The sequence below is a fragment of the Photobacterium aquae genome, assembly GCF_001029445.1.
Taxonomy (GTDB): Bacteria; Pseudomonadota; Gammaproteobacteria; order Enterobacterales; family Vibrionaceae; genus Photobacterium; species Photobacterium aquae.
This window is the reverse complement of sequence record NZ_LDOT01000016.1, coordinates 1-14,461: the sequence shown is the minus strand read 5'-3', so window position 1 is coordinate 14,461 and position 14,461 is coordinate 1. Positions and strand designations below refer to the sequence as shown.

Annotated in this window: 13 protein-coding genes; 8 read left to right on the top strand and 5 right to left on the bottom strand. The window is 46.2% G+C overall.

The window, feature by feature from the left end; translation table 11 throughout:
* Nucleotides 1-347 precede the first annotated feature (347 nt).
* From ABT56_RS12805 to pflB, 3 genes are all read left to right on the top strand, one after another.
* Entirely contained in the window at nt 348-581 is a 234-nt protein-coding gene (locus ABT56_RS12805) for a hypothetical protein (RefSeq protein ID WP_047879283.1), read from the top strand.
* Between the two features lie 338 nt (nt 582-919).
* Nucleotides 920-1,495, top strand: coding sequence for a porin family protein (locus tag ABT56_RS12800; protein WP_047879282.1), 576 nt, complete (start codon nt 920-922; stop codon nt 1,493-1,495).
* Between the two features lie 341 nt (nt 1,496-1,836).
* Entirely contained in the window at nt 1,837-4,134 is a 2,298-nt protein-coding gene (pflB, locus tag ABT56_RS12795) for a formate C-acetyltransferase (RefSeq protein WP_047879281.1), read from the top strand.
* Between the two features lie 54 nt (nt 4,135-4,188).
* On the opposite strand, the gene ABT56_RS12790 is transcribed toward pflB, so the two are convergent.
* The 5 genes from ABT56_RS12790 to ABT56_RS12770 all read right to left on the bottom strand — a co-directional run bounded on the left by ABT56_RS12790 (nt 4,189) and on the right by ABT56_RS12770 (nt 8,944).
* A complete protein-coding gene (locus ABT56_RS12790; protein ID WP_047879334.1) occupies nt 4,189-4,548 on the bottom strand; it encodes a VanZ family protein in 360 nt (119 codons plus the stop codon).
* A 97-nt stretch (nt 4,549-4,645) separates the two neighbouring features.
* Complete coding sequence (gene phaC, locus ABT56_RS12785; protein ID WP_047879333.1) at nt 4,646-6,463, bottom strand: class I poly(R)-hydroxyalkanoic acid synthase; 1,818 nt, start codon at nt 6,461-6,463, stop codon at nt 4,646-4,648.
* Nucleotides 6,464-6,531: 68 nt separating this feature from the next.
* Nucleotides 6,532-6,879 (bottom strand): phasin family protein, encoded by a 348-nt coding sequence (locus tag ABT56_RS12780; protein WP_047879280.1) that lies wholly within the window; start codon nt 6,877-6,879, stop codon nt 6,532-6,534.
* A gap of 77 nt (nt 6,880-6,956) precedes the next feature.
* Complete coding sequence (locus ABT56_RS12775; RefSeq protein WP_047879279.1) at nt 6,957-8,165, bottom strand: acetyl-CoA C-acetyltransferase; 1,209 nt, start codon at nt 8,163-8,165, stop codon at nt 6,957-6,959.
* Between the two features lie 38 nt (nt 8,166-8,203).
* Nucleotides 8,204-8,944 carry an SDR family oxidoreductase gene (locus ABT56_RS12770; protein ID WP_047879278.1) on the bottom strand — a complete coding sequence of 247 codons (741 nt, stop codon included), beginning with the start codon at nt 8,942-8,944 and terminating at the stop codon, nt 8,204-8,206.
* A 691-nt stretch (nt 8,945-9,635) separates the two neighbouring features.
* Here ABT56_RS12770 and ABT56_RS12765 point away from each other — a divergent pair.
* The 5 genes from ABT56_RS12765 to ABT56_RS12745 form a co-directional block, all read left to right on the top strand.
* On the top strand, nt 9,636-10,592 hold the full coding sequence (locus ABT56_RS12765) for an AAA family ATPase (RefSeq protein WP_047879277.1): 957 nt from the start codon (nt 9,636-9,638) through the stop codon (nt 10,590-10,592).
* Nucleotides 10,589-11,581 carry a DUF58 domain-containing protein gene (locus tag ABT56_RS12760; RefSeq protein ID WP_047879276.1) on the top strand — a complete coding sequence of 331 codons (993 nt, stop codon included), beginning with the start codon at nt 10,589-10,591 and terminating at the stop codon, nt 11,579-11,581. Before ABT56_RS12765 ends, ABT56_RS12760 begins: the two co-directional genes overlap by 4 nt.
* On the top strand, nt 11,574-12,083 hold the full coding sequence (locus ABT56_RS12755; RefSeq protein WP_047879275.1) for a DUF4381 domain-containing protein: 510 nt from the start codon (nt 11,574-11,576) through the stop codon (nt 12,081-12,083). The genes ABT56_RS12760 and ABT56_RS12755 overlap by 8 nt, the downstream gene beginning before the upstream one ends.
* Nucleotides 12,076-13,044, top strand: a complete 969-nt coding sequence (locus ABT56_RS12750) for a vWA domain-containing protein (RefSeq protein WP_047879274.1) — start codon at nt 12,076-12,078, stop codon at nt 13,042-13,044. Before ABT56_RS12755 ends, ABT56_RS12750 begins: the two co-directional genes overlap by 8 nt.
* A partial coding sequence (locus tag ABT56_RS12745; RefSeq protein ID WP_047879273.1) for a VWA domain-containing protein occupies nt 13,037-14,461 on the top strand: 1,425 nt, incomplete at its 3' end. The genes ABT56_RS12750 and ABT56_RS12745, both read left to right, overlap by 8 nt.

Genomic DNA, 14,461 nt, shown 5'->3' with positions numbered 1-14,461 from the left:
AGAAAGTGCAATAGAATCATTTGCAAGGTGAATTTAGGTAAAAAGTAAATCATTCATCGAGCAATATTCTTTGTATTACTCAACAATACTGCATTTACTGTCTCCCTTATCTACCACTTTTCACTGTTATTAATTCTTGGTTATTTTATAAACTCAACCACTTATCTATCAATCAGACACTAATACCCTGCTGTTTTTGTTGCTTTTTTAAGCGCATCATCTTCAACCAAAATTATTAACCCCAAACAAATGTTTCCAAGTTGTTAAAATGTGATTTTGGTCGTGTTCTTCGCTTTAATTCAACGGTAATGTCATTTTAAAGGGATTTAAGACTAGAGGATGAATCTATGCCGCAGAGTGCTGTTAATGAGTTAGCCAGACAAGTCTGCAATGAACTTGCACGAGTTCGAGATATCGGTGAAGGTGAAGATGATATGGATCTTGATCGTCTCAAAGAAATTCAGGATGAAAAGCAGGCAAGACTAAACAAGCTAAGAAGTAAGTTACTATTGCTGGCTACAGATCCTGGTGCAGAAAAAAAATATTGGTCTTATGCAAAGGATCACTGCCATGAACTATAAGAGAAATCTGCATTGAACGTACCTCCGCAAACTAAATCCCTTTTTCTTTACAGATAGTTTAGTCCTTTTCTTTCGGCTGTTGTTAATGCCAATAGCCACTGCGCAAAATACCACCAAAGCAATCCAAGATCACAAAGTATGCACCTCATTTAATAAATAATTTGTGATTATCCTTACACACGCATAGATTCACCGCGGTTTATCGCTTCTTAAAAAACCCGCATGATGATGCTTTATTTATCATTATTTTCTTAGATGGCTGAATGGTACATAGCGGTTTCATCATACCGAAGCGAAATGTTATCAAATTGTAGTTATTATTTTGCAGGTTAATCTTAGTGAAAATTAAGGTAGTAAAATCCGCCCTGATACTTAGCGGACTTATTTTTAGCGCCACTGCCAGTGCATACGAAAATACCACGCATGTTATCGGTGGCAATATTGGTGGTATTGGCAACCAATACTATGAGCTTGAAGAAAAAATTGATAGTGAACACAATGAACTAGATGTGAGTATGGGCACTAGTGGTGACCTTTACTATCGTTACATGCTTAGTCCATACATCGGCGTCGAAACAGGATTCATGGCCGGAGGTGGCGGTGGTGTTCTCAATTGGCTCAACCTTATCGAAGTAGATAACTTTCACTATTTAGCTGGACGCGTAGCGCTATATGGTAATGTACCATTGTTTTCCAACAGCAGTTTATATGGAAAAGCCGGCGGTGCCGCTACTCGTATAAGCTATGAAATCAATGAGCATGAAAAAAGCTCGACTGAATATGGCTTTTTCGGTGCTCTTGGCTGGCAGTATCGTTTCAACTCAGGATTTGGCCTAAATATAGAATATCAGTATATGAACGCGGGCAATTTCGAAACTGAGTCATATCTATTTGGCGCGAGCTACGCATTCTAACCCCCCCTTACTATTAAAAATAGCTGTAAAAACTGCAGCTATTTTCCTCTCCCCCACAATTCAACAAAAAACAAAAGCTTAAAAATCAAAACCTTGAAAACAACATAGCAATACATGCAAGAAATGCATGGTTTTTATGATAAGCATTCATTTTACTCATAGTTTGGGTTTGTATAATATCACTACCAAGTTAAAGACGTGATGCAACTATTTAATTTCCAATATGTAATACCTTTTCGGTAGGGCTTTTGACACCTTAAAACCACCAGAAAAGATAACTGACTTTTATTATTCATCACGCCTGTTGTTTTCAATATACCCATCATTTCGAGGAAATAGGTATGACCATTCCAACCACAGCAATGCTTCAGGCTTGGCAAGGATTCACCGCAGGTGAATGGCAGACAAACGTCAATACCCGAGATTTTATCCAAAATAACTACACGCCTTATGAAGGTGACGAATCTTTCCTTGCTGATGCAACCAACGCTACAACGGCATTATGGAATAAAGTCTTGGAGGGTATCAAGGAAGAAAGCCGTACCCATGCCCCATTGGATTTCGACACCGATCTGCCTTCAACCATCATCTCCCATGATGCTGGTTATATTAATAAAGAGCTCGAAACTATTGTCGGCCTACAAACAGACAAGCCTCTAAAGCGGGCCATCATTGCCAACGGTGGTATCCGTATGGTGAAGAATTCCTGTGAAGTGTATGGCCGTGAACTTGATCCTCGCGTAGAAAAAATCTTCACCGAATACCGCAAAACCCATAACAAAGCCTGCTTCGATCTGTACACCAAAGATATTATCGCCTGTCGCAAATCAGGCATTATCACCGGTCTGCCTGATGCCTATGGTCGCGGCCGCATTATCGGTGACTATCGCCGTCTAGCTCTTTACGGTATCGATTTTCTCAAAGCAGACAAACTAGAGCAGATTACCTCTACCCAAGCCTTTCTAGAGCAAGGTCAGGATCTCGAAAAAATGCTTCGTTTGCGTGAAGAGCTGGCCGATCAGGTTCAGGCATTAGAAGATATCCGCACAATGGGCCTGAAATACGGCATTGATATGTCATCACCGGCACAATCCGCTCAGGAAGCTATTCAGTTTACCTATTTCGGTTATCTGGCCGCGGTAAAATCGCAAAATGGTGCTGCAATGTCTCTCGGCCGCACGTCAACATTCTTGGATATCTATATTGAGCGAGATCTCGCGAACGGTGTTATCAACGAAGCCGATGCTCAGGAGATGATTGATCACTTCATCATGAAGCTGCGGATGGTTCGCTTCCTGCGTACCCCGGATTACGACTCCCTATTCTCGGGTGATCCGATCTGGGCAACAGAAGCGATGGCGGGCATGGGCGTGGATGGCCGAACCTTGGTGAGTAAAACCACCTTCCGTTATCTGCATACCCTGCACACCATGGGACCGGCCCCAGAACCCAATATGACAATTCTGTGGTCAGAACAACTACCGGCAGCCTTCAAGCAATACGCGGCTAAAGTCTCTATCGAAACCTCGTCGGTACAGTACGAAAACGACGACTTGATGCGCCCTGATTTTAACAACGACGATTATGCCATCGCATGTTGCGTCAGCCCGCAAATTGTCGGCAAAGACATGCAATTCTTTGGTGCTCGCGCCAACTTGGCTAAGGCTTTGCTCTACACCATCAATGGCGGTATCGACGAAAAATCAAAAGTTCAAGTGGGCCCGCAGTTTGCCAAAGTTATGGATACCGTACTGGACTTTGATACCCTGATGCCGCGTTTTGACGAAATGCTTGATTGGCTGGCAACTCAATATGTCACTGCGTTGAACATCATCCATTATTCTCACGACCGCTACAGTTATGAGGCCTCGCTTATGGCCCTGATGGATCGCGATGTTCGCCGTACCATGGCCTGTGGTATTGCCGGCCTATCGGTAGTCGCCGACTCTCTAGCTGCTATAAAATATGCCAAGGTTACCCCTATCCGTGATGAGGATGGCATTGCTGTTGATTTTGAGATTGAAGGTGACTATCCAAAATTCGGTAACAATGATGACCGTGTCGATACCATCGCATGCGATTTGGTGGAACGCTTCATGAAGAAAATTCAGAAGATGACCATGTACCGCAACGCGACACCTACACAGTCAATTTTAACTATCACGTCTAACGTGGTATACGGCAAAAAAACCGGCAATACTCCAGATGGCCGCCGAGCTGGCATGCCATTTGGTCCGGGGGCAAACCCTATGCACGGGCGCGATACCAAAGGGGCTGTCGCATCGCTAACATCCGTAGCCAAACTGCCGTTTGCTTTTGCTAAAGATGGCATTTCATACACCTTTTCTATCGTGCCAAATGCATTAGGCAAAGATGTTGATATCCAAAAACAAAACCTTGCGGCACTGATGGATGGTTACTTCCACCACGAGGGAGGTAAAAATGGGGTCAGCGTGGAAGGTGGGCAGCACCTCAACGTTAATGTCATGAACCGTGAAATGCTGCTAGATGCCATTGAACACCCTGAAAAATACCCGCAACTGACTATCCGTGTCTCTGGCTATGCGGTACGTTTCAACTCACTAACCCGTGAACAGCAACAAGATGTGATCTCTCGTACTTTTACACAAACAGTATAAAAGCCGTTAGCATTCACGCCTAAACAATCAAACAGGTTCGCTATTGCGAGCCTGTTATATTTCATTTCTACGGTAATAGCGTATAGCTAAGGCCAACAGGCTGCCAATCACCAATCCCGCAACATTCGCTGCAAGATCCAACCACTCACCATAGCGGTTCACATAAGGCTGGATAAGCTCGATAATCCCGCTCCATCCGGCCAAACCTAAAAGGTAACAATACCAATACCTAGGCAGGCGCAACATCAAAGGAAAAGCAACGGCGGCATAAGCCACAAAGTGATGGGTTTTATCGCTACCAGGAGCCGGTGGCAAATGCTCAAAAGGCGTTAACGACAACACGCTAATAGCAATAAGAATAACTACCGTTAATTGCCACCAATAATGGTCGATAACACGAATGACAGATTTCACAGCCTCTCCAATCATAAAAAATTAATCATAATAACGTAACGAAAAAAAGCGCAACTACGTAAAGTAGTTGCGCTTCATGTTATCGCAAAATAAGAGATTAAGCTTCACTCAAACTAGCAAGCGGATCCTTGATAGCGTTAGAGACTTCAATCGGCAATTTTTGCTTCACGTAATCACCCGGTGCATCAGCACGAACAGGGTAATTATCATTACCGGCAACACGGGCTGCAATCGGCTCTGCACCTTCAAAACCGGCTAGCCAGTTATTCCAGTGACCCCACCATGATCCTTCCTCGCGCTTAGCCCCTTTGAGCCAAGTTTCAGGATCGGCAGCCATTTTATCATTGGTCCAGAAGCCATATTTATTTTTCGCCGGATGATTAACAATACCGGCAATATGACCCGATTCACCCAGAACAAACGTTGACTTACCGCCAAGGTTCTTCGCACCACGATAAGTACCCTGCCATAGCGCAATATGATCTTCTTGGGTTGATATAAAGTAAGTTGGTATCTTGATCTTAGACAGATCAATATAGACGCCCCCCACTTTATAGCCTTTCGGATCTACGAGCTTGTTTTCAAGGTAGAACTGGCGCAATAACGTGCTGTGGCAGGCCACGGCAACGTTTGTACTATCACCATTCCAATACAACAGATCAAAATCAATAGGGCTGTTACCCTTGAGATAATTGTTGATGTAGTAGTTCCAGTACAGGCTATTTTCACGTAGCAAGCTAAACGTTACGCTTAACGAGCGACCATCCATGTAACCTTTGGCTTCGTTTTGTGTCTCAATGGCAGAAATGATCGGATCATTGATATACGCACCAATCTCGCCAGGCTGTGAAAAATCGAGCAGCGTGGTGAAGAAAGTGGCCGATTTGATCCGACTGCGCATACGCTTGGCGCTGTAATATGCCAATGCCGTAGCCAACAAGGTGCCACCAATACAATAGCCCGCAGCGTTAATCGACTTCTCGCCAGTGATGTCTTCGACAACATCAACAGCCTTAACAACACCATCAACCACATAGTTATCAAAGTCGATATCGAACATGCTGGCATCAGGATTTCGCCAAGACATCATAAAGACAGTATGCCCTTGCTCAACCAGCCAACGTACCATCGAGTTCTTCTCACGAAGATCAAGAATGTAGTACTTGTTGATGAACGGCGGCACAATCAGCAACGGTGTTGCATTCACATTTTCTGTCTGAGGGCGGTATTGAATCAGCTCGAACAAGTGGTTCTTGTAAACGACATCACCCGGTGTATTGGCAACATCTTTACCCAATTCAAATGCCGCATCATTGGTCATTCGAATCTTGAGCACATCTGCACTGGACTGCAAATCTTGCTGAAGTAGTTCCATCCCCTTTATCAAATTCTCACCATTCGTTTCAACGGTAAGTTTGGCAAGTTCTGGGTTGGTTGTAATAAAGTTGGTTGGCGACAGAGCATTAATCGCCTGACGAGAGAAAAAGCTCAATCGCTCTTTGGCCTTCTCATCCAAACCATCAATAGATTCAATGGTCTCTCTCATCTTGTTGCTAAATAGCAAATAGGATTGTTTTATATAATTATAAAACGCTTCGTTTTCCCAAGCAGGGTCCATAAAGCGCTTGTCATCTTTCTCTGGAATAACCAGATCAGATTCATTACCGTTTTTCATGGTGACGTTTTGCCAGATTTTCATCTGGTTTTCCCACCAGTCCATCTGAACTTTTGCCAACACAGCAGGCTGCGAGGCCGCCTTCTCCAACAACTTAGCGGTATCTTCCATGCTAAGTTCATTGAGGGCCTTGTTCAGCGGTGAATTAATGGCTGCCTTGCCTGAATCCAGCTCCTTCCACCACATTTGGTTCATTTCCTGAAGCTTGGCAAAGTAGTCCGTAAATAAGTTCTGGTTCATGGTAATGACCTCGACACTTGGACTAAAAAAGCCGTCCATAATAATGGACGGCTGAACGGTCATTTCACTTATGCAGGAGTGGCTTGTTTTACGTTCTCTGCAACCAGCTCTTCTACTTCAGTTTTAAACGACTGAGCAATAGCCGTAAACTTATTGCTGTCGTCGATTAGCTGCTGAGAAAGCTTAGTTAGCGTCTCAAGCTGCTGACCATTAAATGCAGCAAAAGACTGAACGTCTTTCACTTCGCTAACAGCTTTAAGCTGAGATAGGCCAAGTTCGCTATAAGCACGTACCGCAGCAAGCTGAAGCTCGGTAAGATCTTCAACGTTCTTAGTGAAAAGCTTGTTGAACTTTACATATGGTGCTAGAGATTTTTCAGTCTGCTCAGAAAAAGACTTAAACATTTCCGTATACATAGCGGTTTCCTTCATTTCGATTAAAGTAATTTAAGTGCCTAAACGCATTTTTTAGGCACCAGAGAATGTCTATTCTATTACACGCTTTTCAATACAACGGCAGTACCCATGCCGCCCCCAACACATAGGGTGGCAAGGCCATGTTCTGTACCACGCCGACGCATTTCATGAAGAAGGCTGACAATGATACGGTTGCCCGATGCACCCAGCGGGTGCCCCAATGCAATCGCACCACCGTTTACATTTGAGCGCTCGGCCAAATCCTCGACCTGAGTACCCAGCTCGTCAGCCAGTTCATGTAAAACACCTAATGCCTGGCCGGCAAACGCTTCGTTAAATTCAAACAGTCCAATTTCCGCAATCGAAAGATTGGCTTTTGCCAAGGCCTTCGTTACGGCAGGCACGGGACCAAGCCCCATAATCGAAGGATCAACACCGGCCTGCGCATAACTTTCAATCTCAGCCAGTGGCGTTAAGCCGTACTTTTTAACGGCCTCTTCTGATGCCACAATAATTGCACTACCACCATCGTTAATACCCGATGCGTTACCTGCAGTCACAGAGCCCCCCTCTTTCTTAAAGGCTGGGCGTAGTTTCGCTAGCCCCTCGATAGATGCATCGGCTTTGGGGTACTCATCGGTATCGACAACACTGGTCTGACGACGTGCAGTTACTTCAACCGGCGCAATCTCTTCGACAAATTTTCCTTGCTCAATCGCGGCAACCGCTTTTTGCTGGCTTGCCAAAGCAAAGTTGTCTTGCTGTTCACGGTTAAGCCCAACCTTCGCCACAACATTCTCAGCCGTTACGCCCATGTGGTAATTGTTGAATACGTCCGTCAGGCCATCAGTAATCAGCAAGTCGTCGAGGCTCAAGCTGCCCATCTTCTGCCCGTCACGAATTGCAGAGGATGCACAGAATGGAATCTGGGACATATTTTCAGCACCGGCTGCAACAACCAATTCGGCATCACCGGCTTTAATATGCGCAGCCGCATCCATTACGGCTTTCATCCCCGACCCACACACCATATTCAAACTATAAGCAGGCACTTCCACCGGAATACCTGCAGCAATTGCAGCCTGACGGCCAGGCCCCATACCTTGCCCCGCACCAACAACGTTACCCAGAATTACTTCATCCACCTGTGATGGATCAACTTTTGCTTGTTCCAGCGCCGACTTAATCGCAACTGCAGCCAATTGTGCAGCAGGTACCGATTTAAGCGCGCCATTAAAACTGCCAAGTGGAGTACGCTTAGCTGCAACAATAAATACTTTTGACATGATTAAATGCATCCTTTCATTTCAGGGTTAACAATCAATTAGTGCATATACAATCCGCCGTTAACGGACAGTGTTTCACCAGTGATATATGCAGCCGCATCACTTGCAAGAAATGCAACCGATGCAGCAACTTCGGAGGGAGCTGCCAGGCGTTTCATGGGGATTTCCGCCTTGATGCTATCAAGTACTTCTGGTTTGATAGCCTCAACCATTGGCGTGCCAGTATAGCCAGGGGCAATCGCGTTAACTGTTACGCCAAATCGCGCACCTTCGGCAGCCAAAGCTTTGGTAAAGCCAATCATGCCAGCTTTAGCGGCTGAGTAATTAGCTTGGCCAAACTGTCCCTTTAGGCCATTAACCGAAGAAATATTAATAATCCGAGCATTCCCTTTTTCACACATCGAAGAGAACAACGGATGGGTAACGTTATACAAGCTATTCAAATTAGTTGTTATAACATCATGCCATTGTTCTTTCGTCATACGTTTGAAAGTGGTGTCACGCGTAATTCCGGCATTATTGACAAGAACATCAATGTTACCTTCCTCTTGCAACAATGTTGCCAGCGCTTCTTCACAATATGCTGCATCCGTAACATCTAACGGGAACAACCTTACCTGTTCATCTGAATAATTATTTTCTTTAAACCATTCTTTTGCCTTGCTTTCCCCACTTGGAAAGTAAGTTGCTATAACCTTGAACCCTGCATCCACCAATCCTTGGGTAATTGCAGAGCCAATACCGCCCTTCGCACCTGTCACTAATGCTTTTTTTTCCATTCGAGAAGACTCCATTCCATCAAGATGATGATATACAGCTTAAATAACAACACCTTAACGTCTTTACTTTTAAAGGCCACTAACCAGACTTAATGCTTTTTCGCATTATTATATTTTTCTGTGTTTCATCTTATTGAGTGAATAAGGCAATTCTATGACTGCTACACTTCACAAATATTATAAGAACACACACGCATACTATTATCAACTCACTGCATCAATGGTCGTACCAATATACCTGCATAGAATCACATTAATGAACTGCAAAGAGGTTAATCAACAAATGCGTCAACATTGTTTCATTTGATCGGCCCCGCAAAAGCAAAATTTTAACGACTCCGCAAAATGATAAAGAAAACAACAAAGGCATTAATGATTCGTTGTTACCAAGCGTGCACAAATAACGCGCAATTATGCACACCATGAAATGACCAACAAACAATCACAACGCGCCATCATCTGAACCCCAATTTCCTATAACAACAGGCATTTTTGAGGCAGGCGCAATTCAGAAGAGGATGTCACGGAAAAAGAAGTATATGAGCGTCAGATAGCAAGCGAGCAAGAGCAAAGGTGATTAAGAAAAAAGCAATTAACTCGACCTAGTTTCAGCAAAAGGAACTTAAAACATTGAAACTAGTCTCAATGACCATATCTACATACTATGAGTAACAAGACAGGACACTGCATTATGTTGACGTCTACTTTTCAACGCCTTCAAGAATACCTGAGTAGTCAGGTCATTGGTCAACCCGAGCTTGTCAAGCAACTGCTGATAGCCCTTCTAGCTGACGGTCACATTTTAGTTGAAGGTCCCCCAGGACTTGCCAAAACCCGTGCCGTAAAAGTCTTGTCAGACTGTATTGAAGGTAACTTTCATCGCATTCAATTTACACCGGATCTCTTGCCTGCCGACCTGACTGGCACAGACATCTATCGCCCTGAAACCGGTGAATTTACTTTCCAGCCTGGGCCGATCTTCAACTCGCTCCTTCTCGCCGATGAGATCAACCGAGCCCCGGCAAAAGTACAAGCCGCTATGCTAGAGGCGATGGCCGAGAAACAAATTACCGCGGGACGAAAAACATACCCATTACCTGATTTGTTCTTGGTCATGGCAACCCAAAACCCTATCGAACAAGAAGGGACATACCCACTGCCCGAAGCGCAGCTTGACCGTTTCTTGCTTCAGTTGAATGTCGACTATCCTGATGGTGAGCACGAACTGGCCATTTTGCGCCTTAATCGCGGTGAAGCGCGCGGTATTGAGCAAGCTGAAACCGTGAACGTTAGCCAAGAGGATATTTTCAATGCCCGCCAACAGGTGCTGAACATCCACATGGCAGAGGAGGTCGAGCATTATATCATTCGCTTGATCATGGCAACTCGCCGCCCTGAAAAATACAGCCCTAAACTTGTTGAATGGTTGCAGATGGGGGTAAGCCCTCGAGCGACATTGGCTCTTGATCGCTGTGCTCGTGCCCATGCATGGCTCAACGGGCGCGACTACGTCACTCCTGAAGACGTACAAGCCATGGCCTACCCGGCTCTTCGCCACCGTCTTCTATTAAGCTATGAAGCACAGGCCGAAGGTATTTCTCCGGATCAAATTATCGAACAGCTACTAGCACAGGTTGCTTGCGCATGAAAAATCAAGCCACATCACTTGCACTGCCTCGTCACAGTGATGGTGTTAATGTGTGTCTTGCTGAACTTATCCAGTACAAAAACCAAACTGTGCGCTGGCTTGCGCCCGCGCACAGCATCTGGTCACAACTGAGCGGCAAGCACCAGAGCCGTCACAAAGGCCGGGGCATGGATTTCGCCGAAGTTCGTCCCTACCAACCTGGGGATGATATCCGCGCCATTGACTGGCGGGTTACCGCTCGCAGCGGTAAAACCCACACCAAGTTATTTACCGAAGAGCGCGAGCAACCAGTGATGCTACTCGTCGACTTGAGCACCAGCATGCAATTTGGCTCTACCTTGATGCTCAAATCTGTTCAGGCAGCACATTTTGCCAGTTTATTGAGTTGGCTAACTGTTGCTGAGCAAGACCGTATCGGCGCTGTCATCTTCACCGATCAGCAAATAACAGAATGTAAACCTCGTTCACGACAACAAGGTGCACTTCATGTTATCAATGCCCTAATTAATGCCCAAACCCAACAACTTTCCAATCTTGGACAGCCATCTAGTCAGCGCTTTTCTGATGCACTAAAACGGCTTGCGCACCTATGCCCCAAAGGCAGCGAAATCGTCATTATCAGCGATTTTTACCAGTTAACAGAAAACGACAGGCGCCGGTTAAGCCAATTGCGTCAGCATAACCGCATTCAGTTCGTCCACCTGTCTGATCCTCTCGAAGCAGGCCAAACCCCATACCGAGGAACCGCCTTCGTCACCGATGACCAACAGTCAACATGGATTGATTTTTCCGCCAGCAAAACCCGTCACGGGTTGAGCCAGCTATATGATGACCAGCAACAATTTCTCCATGCATTCTGCAAACGAATGGCGGTGCCGTTACATTCCATCTCTGCCGCCATTCCGTTACTCACGCAACTGGGGCAATTAAACGGCCATTCCTACACTTCGTTCTCGGAACAGCTAATCACCGGAGGGGCAAATGACTAACGCTCAACCCTCACAACCAATGGACATGCTTGTTGATATCCATCTTCCTGATATCCCAAGCTATTGGCCTTTGGGATGGGCTTGGTGGGTCGTCATCGCCTTGCTCATTGTCGCAATTGCCTATCTTTACGTGAGACTTAAACAACGCAAACAGCAGCGCCTTGCTCGACAAGAGGCGTTGGTACGACTGAAATCGTTATCCAACCCGTCATCTTTCAACGAGCTCAACTTGCTTTTGCGCCAAGTCGCCATGAGCTACCTGCCCCGACAATATGTTGCAGGGTTAGCGGGCGCGGCATGGCTTGAGTTTCTTGATAGTCAGTTAACAGGTAAAAAACGTGGGTTTGTGGAATTAGCCCCTCTTTGGCAGCAAGGTTTGTTTTCAGGCAAGCCGTTGACTCCCGATGAATACCGCGTTTGCTTCAAATTATCTGAGCTGTGGATCAAACATGCCAAATTGACCCACTCGCCACAAATTCACGAAGGTGACAAAAATGCTTGAATTTGCATGGCTATGGGCGTTGCTCCTGCTACCTCTGCCACTGTTAATCTATCGGTTCGCTCCGGCACGCCACAGGCCATCCGCCGCCATTCGGCTGCCTAGGCTCCCGGCCGGGGTTGGCATTCAACAACGCAGCAACCGCTGGATTAGCATTTTTATGGGAATGGCTTGGCTATGTCTTATTACAGCCTTGATCCGTCCTATATGGTACGGAGAGCCTATTCATATAAACCCTGAACACAGGGATATTATGCTGGCGGTGGATCTATCAGGATCGATGTCGATCAAAGACATGGATCTCGGGAACGGAAACAACACCGACCGCCTTACCGCAGTAAAAGCAGTGTTAGATAAGTTCATCGCAGAACGCGAAGGCGACCGTATCGGCTTGGTACTATTTGCCAACCATGCCTACCTGCAAACACCGCTGACATTTGACCGAAAAACGGTACAGGATCAGTTAGGACGAACGGTGCTGGGACTCATCGGCCAAAGTACAGCAATCGGTGAAGGGCTTGGGATCGCCACCAAAACCTTTATTGAAAGCGATGCACCACAGCGGGTCATTATCTTGCTCAGCGACGGTGCCAATACTGCCGGGGTCATCGATCCTCTAGAAGCCGCCCGACTGGCCGCCAAAAGTAAAGCGACTATCTATACCGTGGGTGTCGGCGCTGAAGAAATGGAACAAAGAACCTTCTTTTCAACCCGAACGGTTAATCCATCACAGGATCTAGACGAAAGAACGCTCAAACGTATTGCCGATATGACAGGAGGCCAATACTTCCGAGCACGCAATCCGCAAGAATTGGAAAAAATCTACGACATTATTAACCAACTAGAACCGGTCAATACCGCGCAACAAACATGGCGGCCACGGCAAGAGTTGTTCCGCTACCCTCTCGGGATTGCGTTACTGTTCTCGGTTGTTGTAATGATATTGAGAAAGCGTCATGAGTGAATTTACTTTTCTTTATCCTCTGTGGCTACTGGCACTCGTCCCCCTATTACTGATAGTGCCTTGGCTACGCCGCAACACAACACGCCAGCAAGGTCTAATTGCCTCGCACCTGGCAGAAAAACTGGGGATCGGCCAATCCACCAGCCAGAAAGCCCTGATTCCTGGCGTTAGCCTAGTCTGGGTATTGGCCTGCATTGCTCTGGCTGGCCCAAGTTGGCAAAAAGACACCGTACCGGCATATAGCCTTTCTGGTGCCCGAGTATTGGTGATGGATATGTCCCAATCAATGTATGCTACCGATATGGCCCCAAACCGACTTTCGCAAGCCAGATACAAAGCCTTGGACTTACTGCCAGGCTGGCAAGAAGGCAGTACAGGTTTGGTTGCCTACGCCGGTGATGGCTACACCATCAGCCCTCTAACTAAGGATGCTCAAACCCTCGCGAACTTGATCCCTCACCTGTCGCCAGAAATCATGCCAATTGCAGGCAGTAATGCAGCGGCAGGCATCAAAGAAGCGATTGATCTGCTCAAGCAAGCAGGCTTTCAACAAGGTGATATCATCATGATCACCGACGGATTAAGTGAATCCGAATCGGCGGCCAGCCTAAGTTTGCTAAAAGCAAATCCTTACCGCCTATCCGTTCTTGCTGTTGGTTCAACGCAAGGCGCACCGATCCAACTTCCTGACGGCCACCTACTCACAAACGATACTGGCAACACGGTGATCAGTAAATTGGACATCAACACCATAACTCCTTTGGTCAAAGCAACTAATGGTATCTTCGTTCAAGCCGACACCAGTAACCATGATGTTGAAAAGCTGATTGCAGCAACCGCAAAACCCGAACAAGCGGCAAACAAAGACAAACAACAAACACTTGAAGAGCGGGTCAACAATGGCTTTTGGCTGATGATCCCCATTGTTATTCTTGCTTTGTTTGGATTTCGCCGAGGGATTGTCCTTGCTGCAGCTCTCGTGCTAATTCCTGTAGAACCTGTCCATGCCAGCATAGTCTCCGATGCGTTCAACAACAGTAATACCCAAGGACATCAATTGTTTGAACAAGGCAACTTTGCCGAAGCCGCCAAACACTTCAATGATCCCCGCTGGAAAGGTAGTGCCTATTATCGAGCCAAAGATTACCAGCAGGCCATCGACACATGGAAGCCACTAAAAGATGATGATTCTCGTTTTAATCTAGGCAATGCCTATGCGCAGGCCGGGCAATTGGAAAATGCCGCCAAGACTTATCAGGACTTGTTGGCCGACAATCCGGACTATCCGGGGGCATCAGAAAACCTCAAGGTCGTCGAGTCCTTACAAAAACAGAAACAAGAGCAGCAACAACAAAACGGCAACAGTCAGTCACAGCAAGGTCAGCAACGACAAGACAGCAACAGTCAGTCGCAGCAA